The sequence below is a fragment of the Sporosarcina highlanderae genome (genome assembly GCF_030433715.1).
GTDB lineage: Bacteria > Bacillota > Bacilli > Bacillales_A > Planococcaceae > Sporosarcina > Sporosarcina highlanderae.
The window spans coordinates 148,102-171,848 of record NZ_JAROCC010000007.1 but is presented as its reverse complement, the minus strand read 5'-3'; the positions used below and the strand labels follow the sequence as shown (position 1 = coordinate 171,848).

20 protein-coding genes and 1 tRNA gene are annotated in these 23,747 nt (G+C 38.4%); 9 read left to right on the top strand and 12 right to left on the bottom strand.

The window, feature by feature from the left end:
- Positions 1–260: 260 nt before the first annotated feature.
- From P5G49_RS10880 to P5G49_RS10860, 5 genes are all read right to left on the bottom strand, one after another.
- Complete coding sequence (locus tag P5G49_RS10880) at positions 261–3,320, bottom strand: efflux RND transporter permease subunit (RefSeq protein WP_301243728.1); 3,060 nt, start codon at positions 3,318–3,320, stop codon at positions 261–263.
- 185 nt (positions 3,321–3,505) lie between these two features.
- On the bottom strand, positions 3,506–5,080 hold the full coding sequence (locus tag P5G49_RS10875) for a peptide chain release factor 3 (protein WP_301243727.1): 1,575 nt from the start codon (positions 5,078–5,080) through the stop codon (positions 3,506–3,508).
- A 138-nt stretch (positions 5,081–5,218) separates the two neighbouring features.
- Positions 5,219–6,709 carry a UDP-N-acetylmuramoyl-L-alanyl-D-glutamate--2,6-diaminopimelate ligase gene (locus P5G49_RS10870; RefSeq protein ID WP_301243726.1) on the bottom strand — a complete coding sequence of 497 codons (1,491 nt, stop codon included), beginning with the start codon at positions 6,707–6,709 and terminating at the stop codon, positions 5,219–5,221.
- Positions 6,710–6,722: 13 nt separating this feature from the next.
- The gene (locus P5G49_RS10865) at positions 6,723–7,772 is read right to left on the bottom strand and encodes a M42 family metallopeptidase (RefSeq protein WP_301243725.1); all 1,050 of its coding nucleotides are present in this window, start codon (positions 7,770–7,772) and stop codon (positions 6,723–6,725) included.
- 69 nt (positions 7,773–7,841) lie between these two features.
- Complete coding sequence (locus tag P5G49_RS10860) at positions 7,842–9,227, bottom strand: aldehyde dehydrogenase (protein WP_301243724.1); 1,386 nt, start codon at positions 9,225–9,227, stop codon at positions 7,842–7,844.
- Between the two features lie 325 nt (positions 9,228–9,552).
- On the opposite strand from P5G49_RS10860, the gene P5G49_RS10855 reads away from it, so the two are divergent.
- On the top strand, positions 9,553–9,702 hold the full coding sequence (locus P5G49_RS10855) for a hypothetical protein (RefSeq protein WP_301243723.1): 150 nt from the start codon (positions 9,553–9,555) through the stop codon (positions 9,700–9,702).
- A 53-nt stretch (positions 9,703–9,755) separates the two neighbouring features.
- Here the strand turns inward: P5G49_RS10855 and P5G49_RS10850 are convergent, their stop codons facing one another.
- The gene (locus tag P5G49_RS10850; RefSeq protein WP_301243722.1) at positions 9,756–10,595 is read right to left on the bottom strand and encodes a DNA-3-methyladenine glycosylase family protein; all 840 of its coding nucleotides are present in this window, start codon (positions 10,593–10,595) and stop codon (positions 9,756–9,758) included.
- Positions 10,596–10,726: 131 nt separating this feature from the next.
- Between P5G49_RS10850 and P5G49_RS10845 the strand changes: the two genes are divergently transcribed.
- Positions 10,727–10,799 (top strand) — tRNA-Val (locus P5G49_RS10845).
- A gap of 127 nt (positions 10,800–10,926) precedes the next feature.
- Here P5G49_RS10845 and P5G49_RS10840 read toward each other — a convergent pair.
- From P5G49_RS10840 to P5G49_RS10825, 4 genes are all read right to left on the bottom strand, one after another.
- Positions 10,927–12,090 (bottom strand): site-specific integrase, encoded by a 1,164-nt coding sequence (locus tag P5G49_RS10840; protein ID WP_301243721.1) that lies wholly within the window; start codon positions 12,088–12,090, stop codon positions 10,927–10,929.
- Between the two features lie 113 nt (positions 12,091–12,203).
- A complete protein-coding gene (locus P5G49_RS10835; RefSeq protein WP_301243720.1) occupies positions 12,204–12,467 on the bottom strand; it encodes a helix-turn-helix domain-containing protein in 264 nt (87 codons plus the stop codon).
- Positions 12,454–12,594 (bottom strand): hypothetical protein, encoded by a 141-nt coding sequence (locus P5G49_RS10830; RefSeq protein ID WP_301243719.1) that lies wholly within the window; start codon positions 12,592–12,594, stop codon positions 12,454–12,456. The genes P5G49_RS10835 and P5G49_RS10830 overlap by 14 nt, the downstream gene beginning before the upstream one ends.
- A gap of 68 nt (positions 12,595–12,662) precedes the next feature.
- Entirely contained in the window at positions 12,663–13,529 is an 867-nt protein-coding gene (locus P5G49_RS10825) for a helix-turn-helix domain-containing protein (protein WP_301243718.1), read from the bottom strand.
- Between the two features lie 448 nt (positions 13,530–13,977).
- Here P5G49_RS10825 and P5G49_RS10820 point away from each other — a divergent pair, with 448 nt between their 5' ends.
- The 7 genes from P5G49_RS10820 to P5G49_RS17500 all read left to right on the top strand — a co-directional run bounded on the left by P5G49_RS10820 (position 13,978) and on the right by P5G49_RS17500 (position 18,832).
- Positions 13,978–15,009 carry a tyrosine-type recombinase/integrase gene (locus tag P5G49_RS10820; RefSeq protein ID WP_301243717.1) on the top strand — a complete coding sequence of 344 codons (1,032 nt, stop codon included), beginning with the start codon at positions 13,978–13,980 and terminating at the stop codon, positions 15,007–15,009.
- A complete protein-coding gene (locus P5G49_RS10815; protein WP_301243716.1) occupies positions 15,000–16,079 on the top strand; it encodes a tyrosine-type recombinase/integrase in 1,080 nt (359 codons plus the stop codon). Before P5G49_RS10820 ends, P5G49_RS10815 begins: the two co-directional genes overlap by 10 nt.
- Positions 16,080–16,092: 13 nt before the next feature.
- Positions 16,093–17,034 (top strand): tyrosine-type recombinase/integrase, encoded by a 942-nt coding sequence (locus P5G49_RS10810; RefSeq protein ID WP_301243715.1) that lies wholly within the window; start codon positions 16,093–16,095, stop codon positions 17,032–17,034.
- Positions 17,035–17,652: 618 nt separating this feature from the next.
- Positions 17,653–18,006, top strand: coding sequence for a hypothetical protein (locus tag P5G49_RS10805; protein WP_301243714.1), 354 nt, complete (start codon positions 17,653–17,655; stop codon positions 18,004–18,006).
- A 197-nt stretch (positions 18,007–18,203) separates the two neighbouring features.
- Positions 18,204–18,365: a site-specific integrase gene (locus P5G49_RS17505; protein ID WP_363322178.1), complete on the top strand. Its 162-nt coding sequence runs from the start codon at positions 18,204–18,206 to the stop codon at positions 18,363–18,365.
- An 18-nt stretch (positions 18,366–18,383) separates the two neighbouring features.
- Positions 18,384–18,656, top strand: coding sequence for a hypothetical protein (locus P5G49_RS10800; RefSeq protein ID WP_301243713.1), 273 nt, complete (start codon positions 18,384–18,386; stop codon positions 18,654–18,656).
- Positions 18,578–18,832 (top strand): tyrosine-type recombinase/integrase, encoded by a 255-nt coding sequence (locus tag P5G49_RS17500; protein WP_363322177.1) that lies wholly within the window; start codon positions 18,578–18,580, stop codon positions 18,830–18,832. Before P5G49_RS10800 ends, P5G49_RS17500 begins: the two co-directional genes overlap by 79 nt.
- Before the next feature lie 305 nt (positions 18,833–19,137).
- On the opposite strand, the gene P5G49_RS10795 is transcribed toward P5G49_RS17500, so the two are convergent.
- Both P5G49_RS10795 and merA read right to left on the bottom strand, forming a co-directional pair.
- Entirely contained in the window at positions 19,138–21,744 is a 2,607-nt protein-coding gene (locus tag P5G49_RS10795; RefSeq protein ID WP_301243712.1) for a DEAD/DEAH box helicase, read from the bottom strand.
- Positions 21,745–22,092: 348 nt separating this feature from the next.
- Entirely contained in the window at positions 22,093–23,733 is a 1,641-nt protein-coding gene (gene merA / locus P5G49_RS10790; RefSeq protein WP_301243711.1) for a mercury(II) reductase, read from the bottom strand.
- Between the last annotated feature and the right edge of the window lie 14 nt (positions 23,734–23,747).

The following is a 23,747-nucleotide window of genomic DNA, read 5'->3' as shown; positions in this document are numbered from 1 at the left end:
AAATAAAAAAACCCTCACCTAATAAAAGGCAAAGGTCTCGCTAAGTCAGAAATTCAGACGTGAATAATCCTGCTATCATAACCGATGGCTCTTGCCATGTACTGACGACTATGAAATAGGTTGCCCTATAGCTACTCCCCTTTGACAACTGTCAAAGAACATATTATGTTGTTGAGTGATTTTCTATGCTTTATTGTACCATCATTAATTATTTGATACAAATTATATCCCAAAAGCGTTTTAGGTATTTTCCATCCCCTCTACTCAATCGCACGTTTTCTTGTCTGTCGATCAAATAAGCTATAGATGATAGGGACGATGTACAACGTTAAAAATGTGGAACTGATTAGCCCGCCAATAACTGCAATTCCCATAGGCTGATTCATTTCAGTCCCTTCACCAATCCCGAGCGCTAATGGAAGAAGTCCTAAAATCGTGGTCAGCGCAGTCATTAAAATCGGCCTAACCCGATCCCTTACAGATGCAATGATAGCATCATATGATGTCATTCCCGCTTCCTTCCGCTGATTGATGTAGTCGACAAGAACGATTCCATTATTAACGACAATACCGACAAGTACAAGTATGCCGATAATAGCCGTGACACTTATTGGTGTCTTTGTTATTAATAATCCAGCCGCAACACCAATTACCATCAATGGCACTGAGAACATGATAACAAATGGATATTTAAAGGATTCAAACTGTGCAGCCATTACAATGTAAACAAGTATGACTGCAAGGACAATGGCTAAAAGCATATCATCTATCGCACTTTCGAAAAGCTCACGATCGCCGCCATAGGACATTTCTGTCTCAATAGGCATACCAACCACGTCGGTGAGTTCTTCCACTTTTGCGGTCATATCACCCAATGATAAGGAAGACTCATATTTAACATTAAATGTGACTGAATGCGCTTGGTCTACCCTCTGTATCGATACAGGGCCTTCGGCAATAGTTATCGTTGCAACATCCTTAAGTGCAACAAAACTGCCCATTTGCGTCCTTAATTTAATATTATTTAAAGCATCAATACTGTTTCGATATTTCTCATCATACTTTACGATAACCGAGACAACTTTTTCATTTTCATCCACGAATTGCGAAGCAAATGCACCTCTTGTTATCGTATTCACGGTTTGCGCAATCTGATAAGGGACTAACCCTAAGTTCGAGGCTTTCTCCCGATTCACATCAATATGAATCTCCTCAATTGTATCCTGAAGGTTATTTGTAACCTCCAATACAGAATCCATTTTTCGGAGCTCATCGTTAAACTTCTTAACTGTTTCATTCAATCTTGCCTCATTCGTGTCTTTCAAAGAAAAAGATAATGTATTTGGATTAGAACCCGCTGCAGTTTGCATTTCAAAGCTTACCCGGGCATCATTTCCAACCAGTTCAAGTACATCTGGTTGTACATCATCTACAAATTCAAATACAGAGCGGTTACGATTTGATAAAGGCACTAATTTCACATACATTTCCGCCGTATTTGCTTTAGAACTACCTCGAGCCATACCTTGCTGTGTTCCCCCGACTAGACTTACATATACCTCAACTTCCTTTTCTTCCTTTAATTTACCCTCGATTCTTTTTACAACTTCATCTGTTGCAGTGAGTGATGAACCATTCGGAAGCTTTACAGAAATACTGAAGAATCCTTCATCTGTGGACGGAAGGAATTCAGTGCCGACTTTGAATAATCCGAAGCTGCTTACCAGTAAGAGGATACCTGTCATGAGCAAGATAAATGCACGGTGTTTTAACGACCATTTAACTGATCGCTCAAAATTATTGAAAGCCTTAGAACGACGCCTCCTTGCCTCTATATTCTTCCTCGGTTTACTTAGCATCCGGCTCGCCATCATCGGCACAACCGTCAGGGCCACAACGAGGGAAGCAAAAAGGCTGAAGGAAATTGTTAATGCAAATTCAGTGAAAATCTGTCCAATTAAACCACTTATAAAAATCACTGGCACAAAAACAGCAAGAGTGGTCAATGTTGAAGCTGTTATGGCACCACTGATTTCCTTTGCACCATCCCTTGAAGCATCGACACGATCTTTCCCCATCGCAAGATGCCGCTCAATATTTTCGATTACAACAATTGCATTATCGACCAACATTCCAATACCTAAAGCCAACGCTCCCAACGTCATTATATTTAGTGAGAAATCCGCAAAAAACATGAGTACAAATGTTACGATTACCGAATAGGGAATTGCAACACCGATAATGATGGGGCTCTTTATTCCACGTAGGAAAAAGAACAAAACAATCATCGCGAATAATCCACCAAGGATTAGGGATTGTCCTATATTTCCGATCGCAAGCTTGACGTAATCACCTTGGTCGAATAAAATATCAGCTTGAATATCCTTAAACTCATCCTGTTTCAGCAATTTATCCAATGCACTCTTGAACGCCGTGGAAACCGTTGCGGTATTTGCGCCGGATTCCTGCAGCACTGACATAAGAACAGCCTGTTGGTCATTCGCTCTCGTTTCGGAAGCTGCAGGCGCTTCAAGTAATGCGACTTTCCCAACATCAGAAACCTTTACCTTCTTCCCTGTCAAAGGTTGTGACCCAACCGTAATGTTTTGGATATCAGAAATTGAAGTCAATGAACTGATTATTCTTGTAGTCAGCTGTTTTCCATCCTGAGTTTCTATCGGTTCACCCGGCGTGGATACATTATTCGCTTGAATCGCTTGGACAATATCGGATTGTATCAGGCCAAAGCTTTCCAACTTATTCTGATCTAAAACGACTTGAACCTCTTCAACCAACTTACCCGAAACCGTTACACTGGCGACACCTTTCGTCCTGCGAAGTTCCGTCTCAAGACGCTCCGCAATATCTCTAATGTCCGCCCCTTCATTACTCGTTCTAAGTGACAACTGAATCACTGGAAATTGAGCGGGGTCAAACTTCATGAACCTTGGAGATTGCGCACCATCCGGGACAGGGACCTGGTCAATCCTTTGCAAGATATCCAATTGCACATCATCAATATTCGTAGACCAATCAAACATTAAAAGGATGAAATTCGCACCTTCCTGTGATGAAGATTGCATCGATTTCAAACCGGGAGCTGTCGATAAACTTGTTTCAAGAGGTTTTGTCAACTTTTCACTTACCTCGGTGGATGAAGCACCAGGGTAATTCGTAACGACAACCGCAACAGGCGGATTCAACTCAGGTATTAATGTAACAGGAATCTTGAAAAATGAAACCGCTCCTAAAATAATGACAAGTAACATCGTTACAATTGTAAAAACGGGTCTTCGTATAGAAAAATTACTGATCCTCATTCACAAAATTCCTTTCTTCACCAAAACTCTTTCTATCCATCATATTGAAATCTGCAACCAACATCAAACGCGGACTACAATATATTTCGCCAACAATGTCCATTTCCCTGCGCTACCGCCATTAAATATGCAATACAAAAAACCGGAAAGACTTTAGTTTTAAGCCTTTCCGGTTGAAGTAGTTATTATAATAGGTTGTATAGCTTGATGTCTGGATATTTATCCCCGAACCAGCGGAGGGCAAATTCGTTTTCGAACAGGAAGACGAGATTGTCGTAACGGTCCTTTACAAGCATGGAGCGTTGACCTGTCATTGACTCTTTAACATCACTTTCATTCTCAATCCAGCGTGCGACTTTTGAACCAATATGCTCCATAATGACTTCAACGTTATACTCGTTTTTCATTCGGTGCTCGAACACTTCGAATTGAAGTTGCCCGACAGCCCCTAAAATAACTTCTTCCGTATGGAGCGTTTTATAATACTGAATAGCACCTTCCTGGACCAATTGAAGGATCCCTTTATGGAAGTGCTTTGATTTCATAACGTTTTTCGCTGTAACACGAACAAATAGTTCTGGTGTGAACTGCGGCAATGCTTCAAATTGGAAGTTAAATTTACCGCCGACTACAGTATCACCTATCTGATAGTTACCTGTGTCGTATAGGCCGATAATATCGCCAGCAACCGCTTCATTGACAGTTTCACGATCATCTGCGAGGAATTGAGTAGTCTGCGACAATTTAAAGGATTTCGAAATCCTTGGCACAGTCACTGACATTCCTCTTTCAAAAGCACCTGATACAATACGTACGAATGCAATTCTGTCACGATGAGCCGGATTCATATTTGCTTGAATTTTGAAGATGAACCCTGAGAACTCACTGGATTGTGGGTCGATCTGCTGTTCATCCTTCGTTTGACGAGGTTGTGGTGGTGGAGCAAATTGGAGGAACGTCTCCAAGAATGTTTGCACGCCGAAATTCGTTAATGCACTACCGAAGAATACTGGCGTTAACTCACCTTTTGCTACACGTTCAACATCAAATTCATTCCCAGCCTCATTCAAAAGCATTACATCTTCAAGCGCCTGTTTATAATAGGACGTTTCCGTCATCGGATGCTCGACTGCAAGTTCCCCTTCATCATTCAAAGGGAGGAAATGACTATCCCCTTCTACACGGGCCTGCTCGATTCGATTGTTGAATCTGTCATATACGCCGATAAATTCTTTTCCCATACCAATTGGATAGTTCATCGCATAAGATTGAATCTCTAAAACTTCCTCAAGTTCTTCCATTAATTCGAGCGGTTCTTTACCTTGGCGGTCCATCTTGTTCATAAATGTAAAAATAGGAATGCCTCTCATCCGGCAAACTTTAAACAGCTTGATTGTTTGGGGTTCGATCCCTTTTGCTGAATCGACCATCATGACTGCGGCATCGACCGCCATTAATGTCCGGTACGTATCTTCACTGAAGTCTTCGTGCCCCGGGGTATCCAAAATATTGACTCGCTTGCCGTCGTAGTCAAATTGCAAAACGGAAGATGTAACTGAAATACCACGTTGTTTTTCAATTTCCATCCAGTCGGATGTAGCGTACTTCCCTGTCTTTTTCCCTTTTACAGTACCTGCATCCCGAATTGCCCCACCGAAATAGAGAAGTTTTTCTGTCATAGTCGTTTTCCCTGCATCCGGGTGAGAAATGATTGCAAATGTGCGTCGGGATGCGATTTCTTCATTTATAGGTCTTTGCATTTTTAAACGAACTCCTTCTTTTCTGCTTTTCTAAGCATAGACAGATTATAAGCTAATTTCAACATTTTTTTCTTTGCCACTAAAACATATTATGCCAAAAAGAAAAAGCCGCCTCGAAAGACGGCTTTTTCGTCATTTTCAATTACCCAAAATTCCTTCGCCAAACTTCCGCCCCGCTTCATCCAATGCAATCGCGGCATCTGAATGCGGCAGTTTTTCCCTGCCGACAATTTGAAAATCTTCATGCCCTTTACCTGCGAAAATGATGATATCGCCTGGGTCAGCAACCGAAACAGCATGGCGGACAGCTTCTTCCCGATCTCCTATACACGCATATCGTTCATGCTTCATGCCAACTTCCAATTCGGCAAGGATCGATTCAAATGGCTCATCACGAGGATCATCCGTCGTTAATATTACATAATCCGCAATAGAAGCCTTCTCCGCCATGACCGGACGTTTCTGGCGATCCCGATTCCCTCCAGTCCCGATGACAAATATTAACTTGCTATCGGAAGCTTTATAAGGAAGGACAGCTTGAATCGCTTTTTCTATCGCATCAGGAGAATGGGCATAATCAATATAAATCGTCAACGGCAAGTCGGTTTCCACTATCTCCATCCGACCTTTTGCAGCCGGAATAACGGCAAGTCCTTCAAGTATCGCATCGATTTTAAGCCCTTTTGCGAATAACGCAGCTATTACAGCAAGAGCGTTGTAGACATTAAACTCACCGATTAGAGACATGGATACTTCGAACTCTCCCATTGGTGATACTAACTTAAATGTCGTACCTTCCACTGTCAACTTGACGTCTTTAGCCATAAAATCTGCATCTTTATAAAGTCCGTATGTCAATACCGGGAACGGCGTCATCTCTTTCATTCGCTCTCCCCAAGGATCATCAACATTCACAACTCCAAATTTTGACTGGGCCAAGTCTTGTCCAAGCTGTGCAAATAATAGTCCTTTTGCGTTGCCATAGTTTTCCATCGTTTTATGGAAATCCAAATGGTCATGCGATAAGTTTGTAAACACGGCAATATCGAATTCCGTACCAGCCAATCTTCCTTCAATAAGGCCATGCGAAGAAACTTCCATCGTCATTGTTGTGCATTCTGCATTTGCAGCCTGGTTGATCATCTGCTGCGTTGTCAATACGTCGGCTGTAGTGTTTTCTGTTTCATACAACACCCCATTCAGGTTAAAACCGATCGTTCCGGTTACAGCCGACCTTTCGCCTACTTGGCATAATATGGAATGCAGCATGTTGCTGACACTTGTTTTCCCGTTTGTACCCGTTACTCCGATCATCGTCATCTTTTTTGAAGGATAATTAAAGAATCTCGGTGCGAGTAAAGCGATTGCCTTCGAGGTATCTTCTACATAGACGACAGCCACCTTGTCCAAATCTACATCGATCACACGAGAAGCAACAATAACACGTGCCCCTTGGTCGATTGCTTTTTGCACATAAGCATGTCCATCCACTGTAAAGCCTTTTATGCAAACAAAGACGCCTCCTGCATTTACAGTACGTGAATCAACAGCAAGATCTGTAACAATTTCGGGTAAAATCCCTTCCACTTTCTTTATCGGTAAGCTTGAAAATAAATATTCGCTTTCCATGACCTGCCTCCAATCAATCCATCATGTCTGAAGTAATATACGAATGTAATAGTTGTGCTGTCGCTTTCAACGAGTCGACATGAGTCCGTTCAAGCGCATGTGACGATTCAATGCCCGGACCGAATAATGCATGCTTCACATCAAATCCTGCACGGATTGCAGCAGAAGCATCTGAACCATAATACGGATAAATATCAAGTTTGAACGGAATGCTTCCTTTTTCACATAAGCCTGTCAAATGTCTCGTTAATGCATAATGGTACGGGCCGCTTGAATCCTTCGCACAAATTGAAACCGTGTATTCATCTGATGATTGTCCATCACCGATTGCCCCCATGTCAACAGCAATGTATTCGACTGTTTCGGGTGGGACATTGGAGTTCCCCCCGTAACCGATTTCTTCATTGTTAGAAACATAGAAATGTGTTGTATTTGGCAGTTCAATTCCGTTTTCGGTCACGGATCGAACCAAGTCCACTAACAATGCAGTACTCGCTTTATCATCAAGATGTCTTGATTTGATAAACCCGCTTGGAGTCACTTCAAATCTTGGGTCAAATGAAACGAAATCTCCAACCTCAATACCAAGTGCTTTCGTTTCTGCCGCATTAGTCACTTTCTCATCAATCCGAACTTCTATATTATCTGCATTTCTTTCAGCAGTGCCTGAGTTGCGGTAAACATGCACCGTAGTCTGGTGCATCAGGATTGTCCCACGTACTTCCTTGCCGGAAGCAGTATGGATATGACAATACTCACCTTCGACAGCATTCCAATTGAATCCGCCAATCATCGCTAATTTAAGCCTTCCGTTGCTTTTAATTTCTTTTACCATTGCTCCAAGTGTGTCTGTATGAGCCGTCAATAGGCGATGACGTGAATCGTCTTTACCTTTGATCGTCGCGATAATTGCCCCTTTATTAGTCCGTTTGTAAGGAACACCAATATTCGTGAATTCATCGCTGATCACCTTCATCACCTTATCGGTAAAACCGGATGGACTTGGTGTTTCCACTAATCTTTTTAATAGTTCAGTCGTTCTTGCTTCATTAAATTGGTACATTCCCTTCATCCCCTTTATTGTGTATATGATACTTATTTTACTACTTTTAAGCAGGTTTTTCCCAGTAAATTATCGAATGATTCGCTTGATAAACGAAAGCTTATTCCCGTAAGGAGGGAATCCCATTCGAACAGAAAGTTTCGTACTCTTCTTCATAATTGATTTTGAATGGGTGAACAAATCATAGCTTGCTTTGCCATGATAGGCATTCATACCAGATGCGCCGACTCCCCCAAATGGTAGATGGATATTGCCGACATGGGAAACCGTGTCATTAATGCAACCTCCACCGAACGATAGATTTTCTAAAAAATACTCCTGCGCTTTTTCATTCTCACTAAATAGGTACGCAGCTAATGGCTTCGGTAATGCTCTTATTCTATGAATAATCTCACCCAAATTTCGGTAAGTTAAAATAGGTAGTATCGGTCCGAAAATTTCGTCTTCCATTGATGGATTCTCCCAAGAAATATTATCCAAAATCGTCGGACTGATATATAAATCATCACGATTCATATTACCGCCACAAACTATATTTCCCCTCTCTTTATCAATCAAATCTGACAAACGATCAAAATGCCTTGTGCTAACAATCCTACCGTAATCAACGCTTGCCGCACAATCATCACCATAAAATTCACGAATACAACTGATAATCTCCTTTAACAGCTTGTCCTTTACAGACTCATGAACAAGGATATAATCAGGTGCAACACATGATTGTCCATTATTGAGGAATTTTCCCCAAACAATCCGTTCAGCTGCAATTTCAACGTTTGCAGTTTGATCAACAATTACGGGGCTCTTTCCACCTAACTCCAGCGTAACTGGAGTGAGCCTTTCTGCGGCGGCTTTCATGATGACTTTTCCGACCGTTGTACTCCCGGTAAAAAAAATATAGTCGAATGGCGCGTGAATGAGAGCGTTCGTCTCGTCTATTCCACCTTCTACAACACGAATGTAATCGGGAGGATAAATTTCAGTCAATAGTTCATTTACAACTGTTGCAGTGTGAACAGCAGCTTCCGACGGTTTGACAACCGCGCAATTCCCCGCGGCAATTGCTCCAACTAACGGATCCATTACCAATTGAAAGGGATAATTGAAAGGCGCGATGATTAAAACAGAACCGTATGGCTCACGTATGATGAAACTTTTTGCCGGTTGTAAATGGGCAGGTGTTTTCACTTGCTCCGGCTCCATCCATTCCCTTAAATTTTTTATCATTAATGAAATACTTGATAAAACAAATCCAACTTCTGTTACATACGCTTCAAAAGTGCTCTTCCCTAAATCTTTCTTCAAAGCTTCGTGAATTTTATCTTCATTTAATTTTATCGCATCTCTCAAACGCGTTAACATTTCAATTCGAAAACTTGCATCTTTAGTCTTTCCAGAGATGAAAAAGTTACGTTGAAATTTGATCATCGATTCTACATTTTGAACTTCAAACATCTTGATTTCCTCCTTTGGCGAAAACAGGTTGTCAATATAGCAAAAGGACTGAATTTCAAACGACAAATTCCGACCAATTACGCAGTTTGGGAAAATGCTTGTCAACATATACTATGATTACACAATTCGTTAGGATATTCCTGTTTTGCAGTCATTTTTAGCGCAAAAAAAGGAAAAGAACTACAAATAAATGGATCTGCAGACTCCATCAAGCAATAGGCCTTAAGATTCCTTTTCACTAATTTACGTTTTAGTCCCTCGTAGTCAAGGGTAAAGAACTATCACATAACACTTAGTGAATATAATTGAAATGGAGGAAATGAACATGACAACAACAGATACTTGGTGGGAAACAATCTTTGAGGGAAATCTTTCATTAGGTCTCAACAAGGAACGCATCACGGACCTGAATGATGAAAATTTCCTCTTCTTTAACGACAAATTTGACCAAGAAAACGAACAAACACATTTATGATAATTAAACTGCCTCCCCTCTTATTCGGGAGGCTTTTTTCTGGTTCGGGGTTATCATTCAATACTTCTCCATAAATAAAGAGCCGCATAGCTTAAGTATGGTTCCCAAACTGGAAAATGTTCCATCATTTCTTCTTTTGTCGGCTTACGGTCCATATTCCATAATTTTTTTAACGCATTTTGTAGACCTATATCCGCTAATGGGAATAAATTAGGGCGTCCCAATCCGAACATGAGAAAGTTTTGGGCAGTCCACGGCCCGATTCCTCGATGGGAAACCATTTCATGGATAACTTCTTCATCCTCCATCTGTCTAAACCGATTTAGGTCAAGCTTCTCTTCTACAATAGCGCGCGACAAACCGATTACATATTCTGCTTTTCTCCCACTAAATTGAAGCTTCCGTAAATCTTCCACCTCAAGCGAGGCGATTTTCTCAGGACACGGATATCTCCATACACCTTCCCGATTCTCACCATAGCTTTCGACAAATCGCATTGTTAAAATATGTGAGAATGTTAGATTAAGTTGCTGATGAATGATATTCTTCATTAATGTGCCGTAGAGTGAGAAACTTTTAATAAGTGGCGTCCCAGCATGATCAATGAAAAGGTTTTGTAAGTCGGTATCTTGGAAATGGTCAACAATTGAATCCAACCGCCGATCAAAATGAAAAATGGATTTTACTTCCTCAATTTGTCCATCGTCTATTGCATTCTCCAACAAGAACATGGGTGAATTTGTGGTGCCTAAACTACGAAGAGTGATGGTATTTCCCTCTTCCATCGGAATCTTCACTTCTTGGTTTTGTAAATTCACTGCATTAACCGGATCTGTCGCTAACCTTTCGAGCGCTCGACCAAAATCATAGTTGAACGGCAAAGAAATCTGCATTTCAGCCCATCCCCTTTTCTTTCCATTCTACCTTTTTATCTTCGAAAGAAAAATCTTTTAGAAAAGGTGTTGACTTCTTTTACAAAGTCGCTATAATAATAAATGTGCAGTAAGCAAGTACAACTTCTCCCGATTCCGTAGCTCAGCTGGGAGAGCGCTACCTTGACAGGGTAGAGGTCGCTGGTTCGAGCCCAGTCGGAATCATTGGGTGCCAAACCCTCGGAAGTATTGTCGGAACAACGATACTTCTCCAAAACAGTCCTATTAGGCCGGATGCCTAGGGGCTGTTTTTTTATGATTTTTTACCCAATGTCCGCAATTTGTCCGCAGACTACATTTCCTTGTCATCCTTATCTTCACGAATGTCTGAAGAATCTTGGATAGCATTATGAAAAATATCCGCCACATCGTCATTCTCGTTAGGTAGCAGATGCGCGTAATATTCCAATGTAATCTTCGGATTTGCATGTCCCATTCGAGCCGAAATTCTCACTACATCTACACCTTTCGAAACAAGAATCGAAGCATGGGTATGCCGTAGATCATGAAATCGAATTTTTGGTACATTCACGCTTCTTACAATCCGATTCATGACCCTGGATAGATTCCTTGGATCTACCGCGGAACCTTCTGCAGTACATATTACCAAATCCTGGTCAACAAACGACTCCCCCACCAAACGTTTCCAATTATTTTGATTCCCCTTATGTGTAATAAGCTCATTTATCACGAATTCAGGGATAGGAATTAATCGTTTCGATTTTGGTGTTTTTAATGATCCCAACTGATAACCCTCTTCAGGTATATACGATAATGATTTATTCACTTGGATTTTACCATTCTTCATATCAACATCGTCCCACCGCAAGCCCAATATCTCACCCTTTCTCATTCCAGTATAGATAGCAAGAAGAAATGTCACGTAGTGCGGTTCCTTTCTACAAGCCGCCAAAAATGTCTGGATATGGGCAATGGACCATATAGGCAATTCCTTTTTACGAATAGAAGGTGGATCCGTATCCACAGCAGGATTTTCTGATAACTTTTTCCATCTAACAGCTTGGTCAAAGGCCCGATTGATAATTTGATGAATCTGCCGGACATAACTACCACTATACCCCAATGCAAGCTTTTCGTTGTAATAGGCATCTAAATCCGCAGTCGATATTTCTGATATCGCTTTGTTGCATAAAGAATTATTTTGAAGTATATGCTTTTCTATCAAATATCTTCTCGATACCGCTGTTGTATTTCTAATTCGGTTTTTATAATGATTGTTAAACCACTCATCAATGAAATCCGAAAACTTTTTTTTACTTGGTTCTATGAATCGATTTTCATCTAATGACAGTTCAACCTTACGAGCTGCAGCCTCAGCATCTTTTTTCCTTGTAAATCCTCCCTTGTGTAGTTGCCTTCTTTTTCCCGTAACAGGATCAACTCCCATATCAACCGTATAGGAATAGGTTTTACCTCTTTTTCTTATGTGTGCCAAAATTAATAGCCTCCTTGTTTTTACACAAACAAAGAGTAAACAAAGGTGGTCTTTGTTCAGTCTTTCCATAAGTTTACTCTTTTAATATTTTCACACTTCTTCGCAATCCAACTTCATTTTTTTGTTGAATTGCTTCCATCTTCTGTCGACATTGCACTGAACTGATTTGACATTGGATTTTTAACTATCCATTCTATAAAATGGTCTCTAAGCACCCTTTTCGTTCTACCAATTCTAATTAATGGAAAGCCCTGTAAATCCATTAATGAATACGCAGTTGGTTTTGATACACGCAAAATCTCGCTAATTTCATTAGCTGTTAACATAATTGGGTAGGACTCAATCTCCTTCAAACTCACCGCCTCATTCAATCTCATTTTTCTCCTCCAACTCTTGGATCCAGCGATCAATTAACGCAAGGGCCAGGTCAATCTTTTCTTGTGTAATCTTCTCACCGCTTCCCATATTTTCGAGTTCATCACCATTTTGAATATTTCTTTTCAACGCAAAAAACCTCCTGGAATTGTAATACCAAGAGGTTTTCCAAAACTATAATCTACTTACCTATATGCCTAATTCGGCACAACATTATCAATTTTAAAATCAAAATTGTATGGAAAAAGTAGTACACCGTTATCATACTTCAATAATTTTTCAGCAAAGTTTTTAGCATCCTTATGTTGTTCTTCAATGTAAACTCCGATAATTGACAACTTAAACGAATCTCTCAAAATCGGGTTAGATAAAATTACTCGATAAACTCTGTCATCAAACATTTTGATGATCGTGTTAATAAAACTAATATCTATATGCATAGACGAATTAAAATAAAACTCGACCGAATAATATGTTTTTTGTAAGTCCACCCTACAAAACCGTAATAATTCGTGAATTTGATTGGCTTCGTTAACATCATTGTCGACTAATTCCAAATGATAAGCTATTATACTTCGTTTTTGTGGACGAGTAAGTGTTCTTTTCATTTCATCAAATGAAATTTTTCTACCATATTGTTGAAACTCTAAGTATTCGTATTGCATCGTCTCATTATATGTCGGCTTATCTTTTAACAAATATATTATTGGTATATCTAAGAATAGAGCTATTTTCGCTCTGGACTCAGTGAAAACCCTATCCTCTTCATTCAAAAGGTTGGAGATGGTACTACCACCGAACCCCCCAGCACTCTCCGCACTGCGACGAGAAAATCCATTAAGTTTTAACACTGCCCTAATTCTATCTTCTACTTTTAGATTAAGTAATAATGAATGCAGGAAAAAAGAATGATAAGCTACATAGTTTATTTCAAACCATTCACTTTTTTCCCCCACTTGATGTCGGCTCTCGAATTCATTGTAATTAATTTTACCTTCAACAAATGCTAGGTCGGCATTATATTTTTGCCTTATTTGAATTAGATTGTGATTATTTTCTGGCATTATTGATCACCAGATAAAGCTTATTAAAGTTAAGCGGCAAATTCTTTAACGTGCCCAAAAGGGCACGACATATTTGATATTTCAATTATGAAGAAAAAATATTTGAGTAAAATCTCCATATAAGAAGCCCCCTTTCGGAAATACGAGCAGTTTGTTGTTTGTATTTGGTTAAGAAAACTCTCCCCAAATTAAACCAGAAGCGCGTATTACCCAAATAATACGCACACAAGGAATAAAATGGGTCATTTTTGTTAATACTCAACAAAGACACAAAAAAGGCCTTTAGATTGATTTAATACACACCTGTAGTGTGAAACAAATCAGCCCAAAGGCCTTCCGTAGTCATCCCCGCTGACCCAAGTGGGTAGCATTTAAAAAAAAGAAATTAATTAATTATTAGTATACAACATATTCCACTGGGAGTAAATACAAATTTTCGAGGTGTAAAATGTATAGCGCACAAAAAAATCTTGAAACTATACAAAATGAAAATCACGATGGAAAGAGAAAAATATCAAAGCCAATACGAATGCCAAAGCCCTTTCCACCTTATATTATGGATTTTAGGGACTATTTACAAACTAAAACTTATGCCCTTTCCACCATCGATGCACATACCTATAAAATTAGAACACTTGGTAATTCACTTGAAAAGACTTTTAAAAATGAAATTACCCTTACTGAAGATTTTTCATCTTTAAAGACACATCACATTGACAAGTATGTTGAGCACCTAACACGGCGTATGACAAAAAAAGAAATTAATGAAGAAACCGTTTACACTACCTTAAAAGCCATACGACTATTCATTCAGTTCCTTCATTTCAATAGGATTATTAATTTCGAATACGAAATCCCTAAAGACTTTATCGTACAAACTAATCGATTAAATGATTATGTTCCATTCGAAACTCTTAATGAATTATTGGATGGTACCAAACTAATCGAATCACCTTTTTCAAGATTTTTGACATTGTCAATCCTACTCTTAATCATTGATACAGGATGTCGTCCAATCGAGGTAACTTCAATAGGATTAAATGATATAAACTACTCGGAAAGAAAAATAAGCGTGTTTTCAATCAAGTCTGGACAAAGAACACTTATTATCAACGAAGTTGTTGTAAAAGCAATCAAACGCTATTTAGAAGAAAAAAAGAGAATCCATACAAATAGTCAGCAACTTTTTATAAATGAATATGGTGAAACCCTAAAGTCCTGGGGAATTTCATCGCTAATTACTCAACTAAATTTAAAGGTATTTAACCGTACAGTTGCAAACGCTAGGGCGATTAGACATACCTACATTACAAATGCAATCGACAACCGCAATGATTTCTCCGAAATATCGAAATCAGTGGGACATAAACATTGGGAATCAACACTTTATTATCTACACAAAAGCAAGGATAGATTGTTATCAAACACAATACAACATAATCCTCTCACGGAATTACTGGAGGAAGAAAAATGGCAATAAAACAAAAAGTAAATTATGACATTGAAAGTCTTTTCCAGGAACTCGGCCATAATTACTCAGACTTTCTAACCTTCTTAAATAACAATTCTTCAAATCATTTAGTTGAGCCAAGATCTGAAAATTATCCATTGTTATTCATTATTCAAGAATTTTCAAAAACAATTGATCAAGAAACCCTTATTAACGTCAAATCAAAAAACACTACAAATTACTATTCAAGTTTTTTAAGAAGATTTAGGGAATTTATAATGGAGAAACATGAATCATTACAAATGGCCGAATTGAATGAGGTTATCTTTCACGAGTTTGTAGAATGGACAAACACCATAAATGGACAAAATTTAAAACCTGGCTCCATAAATACCTATCTAACAATCGTTCGAAAAATTTGTACCTTTGCATACGAGAAGGATTTAGCCAGTAAGAACTTTAATTATAAATTTAAAAAGATTAAGCTTTACACTTTGCCAAGATACTTCACTTATCAAGATTTAACCCTTTTTTTTGATGAATTAAAACATCATCCAGATGCCATTCTTTGGAAAACCATATTCATAACCTTTCTAGGTACAGGATTAAGGATAAGTGAATTATCGAACCTAAAGGTTCATGATGTGGATTTCAACGAAAAATTAATTCACACAATAGGTAAAGGAAACAAAGAAAGATACATCACGCTCTATCCTCAAGTCGAAAGAGCTTTATTATTATATCTAAAAACCGTCAATATCAAAAATTCTCGTAGCGAAAAAGGCTTCCTGTTTAGTAGAGAGGTTGGACCTAATCGTTCAAAAAAGATTTCAATAAGAAGCATTCAAGATAATTACTTAAAAATCGCCCAAAAACTTAATTTTGATAGTCGACTTACAGTTCATTCTTTTAGACATACTTTTGCTGTGAACTGTTTAAGAGCCGGGATGCAGGAAGGCTATTTAATGCAGGTACTTGGTCACACAAACCCTGCTTCCGTTACTGTTTACACGCAATTATCCCCAAAAGACTTGCAAAGCGTGGTTCAGGATAAGTTTCCAATACCTTTTGAAAAATTAATTCAGCAAATACTTTCTTAGGTGAGATTATCAAATGAAAAACTTATTAACTGAAATTAACCTTTTCCTCAATTCATCAAACTATGCCGAGAGCACGAAACAAAAATACAAAAATAAGCTTTTAGGATTCGCAAGGAAATTGGAAGAAATGACAAACACGGATTTAGAAGCAATTCATCTGTATAAGTTATATGAGGTGTACGATAAGAATGACAACTTCATTTGTCACCGGCCTTTAGATAAGTATTTAGTCGATCAGTTTTTCCAATCGTTTATTCCTTGCAGCTTCTCCGTTCTAAAAGATAACAAAGATGCAATTGCAGCATTTTTTCTATATTTGTATAGGGTGTACAGCTTTCCTAACTTAATGGAAAAAATAGATTTTAATTTAAACGACTACAGACCTAAAAACATTAAGGTGAATATTTTAAGTAAACATCATTTGCTGAAATTTTTCCAAAAAGTTGTATTCAATAGTGATAATACAGAACGGGATCTTCTCCTCTTTATTTTATTTATTACTACAGGTTGCAGATCTTCAGAAATTACAAGAATCAAAATTAAAGATATAATTTGGGATGATCATGTCCTGTTTATACCGTGGTCTAAAGGAAATAAAAGTAAAGTGATACCTCTCAGGGAGGGTATGACCTCCGCCTTAAAACGCTACTGTTTAAAATATAGGCTTGAAAGCAATGATAGTCTCTTTGAACTTACATCTACGGAGATGCGTGATTTATTTAAAATGTATTTAGAATTAGCCAAACTCCCTAAAGTAACACTGCACTCAATGAGAAATTCTTTTGCAACTTTCATGCTCGATTCAGGGGCTGCTATTACGGAAATCCAACAATTACTTGGCCACGAAGATTTGAATACAACCAAAGGATACATTAATACTAGCTATACCAGAAATAAAAATATTAGTATAAAAGAGAATAAAGATTTATATAAAAGCGTAAATTCTTGGCTATAATAAAATAGAGCCCACCATTTTCAATCAGGAGCTCATCCACCAGTTCAGCTGCCGTGATTGGTACCCCATACCTTAATCGGCACATACAGCCATTTTGATCAATCCAATTCTGTTAAACCTCACTCTCCGTGGCCGGTAAGCCATAATAGAGATTTGCAAAAAAGCTAATGGGAACACCATAAGAATGACCTAAATTGAAAAAAATATCACTTGAAAAAGTCGATTTCATCCAAAAATGAAATCAACAGAATAATATCTATTCTTACAGTTTATCTGCATCTGACTCGCCGCGAAAGATTTGGAAAGGAAAGGCAGTGGTAAACTACTTGGCATTCGTTGGTACATTCATTATCGTACGGTGGTGATTATTGCGGATGAATAGAGCCACTTATGCGGAGTTTTGAGCCAGTAAGTGCGTGAAGTAGAGCCACCTTCTGCGGGCTTAAGGGCCAGATAAATAGGATAAGAAAAAGCCTCTTGTATAATTAAGTTGCATGAAATCACGCATGACACTTATATACAGGAGGTTTTTTCATGGTTAATTGTCGTAAGATCCTGGAACTTCATTTTGAGGTTATGAATTAATGCTTTGTATTTGAGTATAGCGAAACAAGGAGAATGTCTTCTTTTGATACTTCTTCCTCAGTTTCAAGCCTGAAAACCAAGCAGAGTCAACCGTCATTTTTTCGTATTACACTTCCTGAACTTGGATATAATGAGCTTAAAAATCCAGGAGTTGAGATCATGGCAAGTTATTATGCAGACAAAAAGATTTTTTGCTATATTTGCAGTAAAGCCACTTTTTTTACCTATAGGGATTTACATCAAAACGTTGGCGTAGAAAGCCATTGTGGTGAATGTCTAGGAATTTGGTTTGAATGGCAAAATAGAGCTGTTCAAATAGAGCTGTTCAAAGAGAGATGGAAAAGTGGATTCAATATAATGCCACTAAATTCCTCTCTAGGCAGTTAATCAAATTAGAAAATCAAGTTCTATAACAGTAAGTAGACAACTATATGTATCAGTCTCAATACTCGAATCAGGTCATCTCGCGGTGGAACCGGATGACTCAAAATTAAAAATGGAGTGATAAAAACATGAACAAAAGAGATTCAAGCAATTTATTTCTACGACAACCATTCGCAATTTAGTCCAGCAACCTCACTTAGATATCGAAAAGCATTAAACCATTTTTTTCTTTTTGCGCAAAGCCGTTTGATCAAATTGATGCATCTGAAATTCAAACATGGTTACATTCTATAGAGGAACAAGGATTACAACCGGACGTGGTTCGTACCAAACTGTCTGCTGCCAAGTCGTTCTATCAATAATGTGTGAAAGAAAATAAATTGAATAAAGATCCAAGTTTTTTTATCAAAATACGTGAAATCGAAGAATATAACAAAACTTCTCAACCAACAAGAAATCAAACTGCTTCGGGAGGTATCAAGTACAGATACCAGAGCCCGGCACTCATCGAAGTCCTTTATTCAACGGGTATCCAAGTTGGTGAATTACTGAATTTAAAGCTGGATGATGTGAATTGGGAAATCGACAATTTTGTATTAGGGGGATTAAAATCCGACATATCCATTTTTCGCAAGTATGTTTCACGCTACTAAAAACCTACCTAAATGAGCGAATGTGTGATAGTGAATCTCTTTTTTGCAAGAATGGCGGTAACAAGTTGGATCAGCCCTGGTTGCAATTTCTGTTTAAGAAACTTTCTAACGATATGGGTATTAAGGTTTCCCCGCATACCTTGCGACGTTCAGCTTCTACCCACTTTCGAGAGTAAGTTCCGTATAGCCTTGAGTAGGGTAACCTCTCTCAAGGCTTCCCCCTTATCAAACCGTACGTGCCCTATTAGGGCATACAGCTTACCAATGTGTTACTTTGAATCAATTAGAAGCAAATATATAAATGTGCAGTATTCAATTTCCGAACACGGTCAGGGGTAAAATATCCCTGACCTTTTTCCTTCGCCCTCTGCAGAGCTCTTTTGTATTTCTTTTGCCATAGAGAAGTTCAAAAAGAGCTAAAACCATAAAGGTTTTAGCTCTTTTTTAATTATGCTGCGATTACCACCTAAACTGACAAGGTTTAATCATATTGTTCCAATTCATCCAGTGATTTACTTTTTAATAACACTTCTATATCCTGGTATGTTAGCTTCTCAGTTGTCAGAGTTTCGTAAATTAGTTCTTTGGAAAACATATTCTGCCCTTGCTCCTTCACAATGACTGACCTTATTCCCCTTAATACACCTGAAGCTTTTCGCGCCAATACTCTGATATCATTTACATTAACATGGAATAACCCTCTTGATTGTGGAAGCGCATCTTTTCGAATTGTACTTTTATGACTTATTAGTACGGCATCTACTAATGCGTCTTCTGAATATGAGGTTTTTTCACGAATCCATTTCTTATGGCCATCAGTTTGTCTACACGCCTCACTGTATACCGGATCCTGCGCGTTTTCCTCAGTCTTAGCTTCATAACCAATAAATCTGTCTCTAAGAACCCATACACCGTCCGGAGTTGTACTACCTTCCGGTCTCGAAGCATCATATCCCAATATTGCCCCTAATTCCTTTAAACCATTTTCAAATTTTGAATACTCGTTTTCATTAATTGATTCCAATAAATGTTGCATTTTCTTCTCAAACATGGTTCCAACAATCCCTAAATCATTTAATACCGCATCAACATTATCAGTTTGAGTTGCAAGATAAGGATCAATTCTTGGGACACTCATCTCAACGGGAACATTGTGAATTAAGTCAGACAACCATGAAATCCCACTCGTAATCCGCAGTGCAGATGAGTAATAATTCTTATCAAGATTAGGGTCAACGGGAATCATACTTTTTGCCAGGTAAGCAGTATTACCCGCAATGTAAAACCACCATGCACGATAACCATTGAGTTCTTTGCCTCCACTTAAATCCTCTAAAATTGACTTTACCTTTTCCAGAGCTCTGTCAAGTTCCGTTTTCCATAGCGCATATACGAAATCAATTTCATTTGCGACACTGACCGTAAGCTTTTGAACTTCTAACTTAGGCTTTTTTTCATACTCTTCTCGAATTTCTGTTATAGCTTCATTAATCGCGGTATAATATTCCTTATCGCTTACAAAGTCACTCATAAAATCAACCATTTGTTCAACTGATTCAATTTTTTCTGAATTACTCAAGCCAAATTCAATTTCAGCTTGAATTTCCGGATGAAATCCAATCAGGTTTTCGCGGCGTGAGCAAAACTTTAATAAACTCGGATCTAACATAAGCACATTGGCAAAATCATCACTAGACCGTGTGCATCGCCCCAAGGCTTGAGTTATCCTTGTTTTCACCAATTCACTTAATACAATATTAGCATTCAATCTATTCCACAGGAAACCTTCTTGTAAATTGGTGGCTTCCGGCATACCAAATACTATTTGCAATCGACAAATATCCCCAGATAAATCTATCCCATCATATCTGTTTGTCAAAACAAGCACTGCTTCTTTTTTATTTATAAATGGTTCCAAACTATCTTCTATATCTGACGATTGTAGTATTGGATAAAACGGTAGTTTATTTTCCATTTCGGAAATAAAGTATTGGGCAGAACGATTGTCCGGACAAAGAACCAATGCTCTACCATGATTTCGAATTGCACCCATCGCTACTTTTAGCGAATCTTCCGGTTTAAAAACACGGTTTGGAAACAATATTAGCCTTCTTCCGTTGCTGTATTTCTCCCACCCCTTAGGGATTGGTATTTTGTTGATTTTCCTGACGCCTGTTATTCGCTCAAGCTCTCCGCCTTCTCCTAGAGTCGCCGACATATAGATCCTTTGCTTCGCCCCATTAAAGGCTGGGTGTGTCTGTGTAGGTGGCACCAAAGGTCGAATGTTTATCTCGCCGAAAGAGAAAAACATCTGACATGCTGATAGATTTTCATTAATTCTAGACCATGAGTATTTTGCATTTCCACAGTTAGTTATATTGGCCTCAAGTATCTCCACTAGTTGTGGTAGCTTTTCAATATATTTAGGGTAAGGGATGAGATCATAAATCTGCTTATAGTATTCAGCTTCTCCGCTCATTATTCTAGTGTAATGATAATCAGATATGTCTTCCCTGAATAATTGAATAATACTCTCAAAGACTTCATTATTTTCGCTTCGCTTTATTTCAACAGTCCAAAGCGAGGAAATGTAGTTCTCAGCTGAGTGAGCATCATCAAAAATAATCGTGTCAGCATCATCTAATTTAGGATTTGTATTAAAGATGGCACTGTACGTAGTTATAGCAATAGTTTTGTTTGATACATAACTTCCGTACTCATCTTCCGGATATGAATTCTGGGGCCCGATTAGCAAACTTACGGGTAAACCATATTCTATCCCCTTGGAATAGACTTGTCGTGCTAACTGTCTAGTTGGACATAGATAAATAACACGCTCATGTTTACACCTTCTTCTATATTCCGCAATCAGTAAACCAATTAGTGTTTTTCCCGTTCCCGTTGGAAGCTCAATGGCAACGTCTTGCTTAGTTTTGAAATTATTGTAATATTCCCTTAATATGTCGGCCTGTTGTGACCACAGTCCTTTTACATTTGGGATTTGCAACTCTCTAAAAATTGATTCTGGATCCTTTTCGATTGACGTCACAGCTTTCGGTTTTACGAATTCAAATTTTGTTCTTCCCATTAATTTACCCTCTCTTTCATCGATAATTATAGAATTCATGATTTAATTAGTTTGTCCTAAAGACAAGAATACTATATTGCTGTTGTACAATACAGAGTATTCGTTGAAAAAGCATTATTATAATTTCTAATACTAATGAGGCTGTAAAAAAGCTACAAAAAGCATGTATGATTTTTAATCATGCCTATTATCAACTTCAATGCATTTCAATTTATTTGCTACATTTTACAATTCGCCTCCAACTAATTTGAAATCTTTACAGTTTAGAGTCACATGTACAAGTCTTTGGTTTGGATGGATTAAAAAACCGCTCTCTTCTAAGGAACCGCTTAAATTAAATTCATATTGCTATCCAGCACAACATGATAATTTAGATACATCTTTATCGAACGTAAGGGCAGCCAATTTCAATCCTTCTGCCATTGTTAAATAAGGAGCAAGCGTTTCTCGTAGATTTTCTACTGTCAATCCGAATTTCACCGCTAATGTTGCCGCATAGATTACTTCACCAGCGTTTTCCGAAACGATATGAACGCCTAAAACCTGTAATGTTTTTGCATCTGCCACTAATTTAATAACACCTGCTGTTTCTCGATTAACGAGGGCCCTAGGTACGGCATCTAATGGCAAGACTGACGTTTTAACCTCATGTCCTTTCACTTTTGCTTGCTGTTCAGTTAATCCAACCGTTGCAATCGAAGGATTAGTAAATGTGACAGCTGGAACAACGTCTAAATTCACCCTTTCATTGAGTCTCCCAATTGCATTACGTGCAGCAAGTCCACCTTGATAAGCAGCTACATAAACAAATTGAGGACCATGCGTTACATCCCCAGCAGCGTAAATTTTGGAATTAGTCGTTTTCGAATATTCATCAATAATGATTTCGCCGCGAGCTCCAACGTCAACACCTGCAGCATCTAAGTTAAGTGATTCTGTATTTGGTTTTCTTCCTGTTGCTACAAGCAATTGCTCCGCTTCAATGATTCGCTTTTCACCATTTATTTCTACAAAAACTTTTTTAATGTCGCCAACTTGTTCTACGCGTTCGTAGGTTGCCCCGGTAACTAAATTAATCCCCTGTTTTGTTAACGCCTTAACAATCGCTTCTGAAATTTCAGGATCGTATTCTTTTAAAAGACGCTCGCTTCTTTGTATCAAAGTTACTTCTACGCCTAGATTATGAAATAGCTGTCCTAATTCCAATCCTATATATCCAGAACCAAGCACCGTGAGCCGCTTTGGGACTTTCTTTAATTCAAGTAACGTAGTGCTTGTTAAATACTCTACTTCACCTAGGCCGGGAATAATAGGCACAGATGGAGAAGCCCCAGTAGCTATTAAAAATCGCTTTGCAGTTATTCGGTTGCCAAGCACTTCAACTGTATTCTCATTAATAAATTTCGCTTCACCATTTATTAGTTCAAAACCGTAATCGTCAATTAAATTCGTATATTTTTCATTGCGAAGTGTATTTACTAATTCATCTTTTTGTTTTACTAATGAGGCGAAATCAATATTTTTTGCTGTAGTTTGTAATCCTGTAAATGGATTATTTTTTGCTAAACGATTGATTTCACCTGCCTGTAGCAAGGTTTTAGATGGAACACATCCGATATTAACGCATGTCCCCCCCACTGTCCCACGTTCTATCATCGCAACTTTTGCGCCATACCCCACAGCTTCAATGGCAGATGAAAAGGCCGCTGCACCAGAACCAATAATTATGTAGTCATAGTCATATCCATCATTTATGCCCTCTTTTACACGTGACTTAATAACTTTGACATCAATTGGTTGGTAGCCAGCTTCAGCAATCGCGTTTTTTGCAAATGCAACTTCTACATCATTATGAAGCTCAAATACAGCTTCCTCACGGCGAAAATCAACTTCAATACACCTTGCACCTATATTTTCCAAGGCAGCTGAAACATGATGCTCACAACCTGTGCAAGTCATTCCTTGTATGTTCATCCGATATCTTTTCAATACTATTCCTCCGT

Bases quoted from the DNA above. Each gene is read 5' to 3' on its own strand.
- P5G49_RS10880 (WP_301243728.1), bottom strand. From the start codon at position 3,320: ATGAGGATCAGTAATTTTTCTATACGAAGACCCGTTTTTACAATTGTA.
- P5G49_RS10875 (WP_301243727.1), bottom strand. From the start codon at position 5,080: ATGCAAAGACCTATAAATGAAGAAATCGCATCCCGACGCACATTTGCA.
- P5G49_RS10870 (WP_301243726.1), bottom strand. From the start codon at position 6,709: ATGGAAAGCGAATATTTATTTTCAAGCTTACCGATAAAGAAAGTGGAA.
- P5G49_RS10865 (WP_301243725.1), bottom strand. From the start codon at position 7,772: ATGTACCAATTTAATGAAGCAAGAACGACTGAACTATTAAAAAGATTA.
- P5G49_RS10860 (WP_301243724.1), bottom strand. From the start codon at position 9,227: ATGTTTGAAGTTCAAAATGTAGAATCGATGATCAAATTTCAACGTAAC.
- P5G49_RS10855 (WP_301243723.1), top strand. From the start codon at position 9,553: ATGACAACAACAGATACTTGGTGGGAAACAATCTTTGAGGGAAATCTT.
- P5G49_RS10850 (WP_301243722.1), bottom strand. From the start codon at position 10,595: ATGCAGATTTCTTTGCCGTTCAACTATGATTTTGGTCGAGCGCTCGAA.
- P5G49_RS10835 (WP_301243720.1), bottom strand. From the start codon at position 12,467: ATGAGATTGAATGAGGCGGTGAGTTTGAAGGAGATTGAGTCCTACCCA.
- P5G49_RS10825 (WP_301243718.1), bottom strand. From the start codon at position 13,529: ATGCCAGAAAATAATCACAATCTAATTCAAATAAGGCAAAAATATAAT.
- P5G49_RS10820 (WP_301243717.1), top strand. From the start codon at position 13,978: ATGTATAGCGCACAAAAAAATCTTGAAACTATACAAAATGAAAATCAC.
- P5G49_RS10815 (WP_301243716.1), top strand. From the start codon at position 15,000: ATGGCAATAAAACAAAAAGTAAATTATGACATTGAAAGTCTTTTCCAG.
- P5G49_RS10810 (WP_301243715.1), top strand. From the start codon at position 16,093: ATGAAAAACTTATTAACTGAAATTAACCTTTTCCTCAATTCATCAAAC.
- P5G49_RS10805 (WP_301243714.1), top strand. From the start codon at position 17,653: ATGTCTTCTTTTGATACTTCTTCCTCAGTTTCAAGCCTGAAAACCAAG.
- P5G49_RS10795 (WP_301243712.1), bottom strand. From the start codon at position 21,744: ATGGGAAGAACAAAATTTGAATTCGTAAAACCGAAAGCTGTGACGTCA.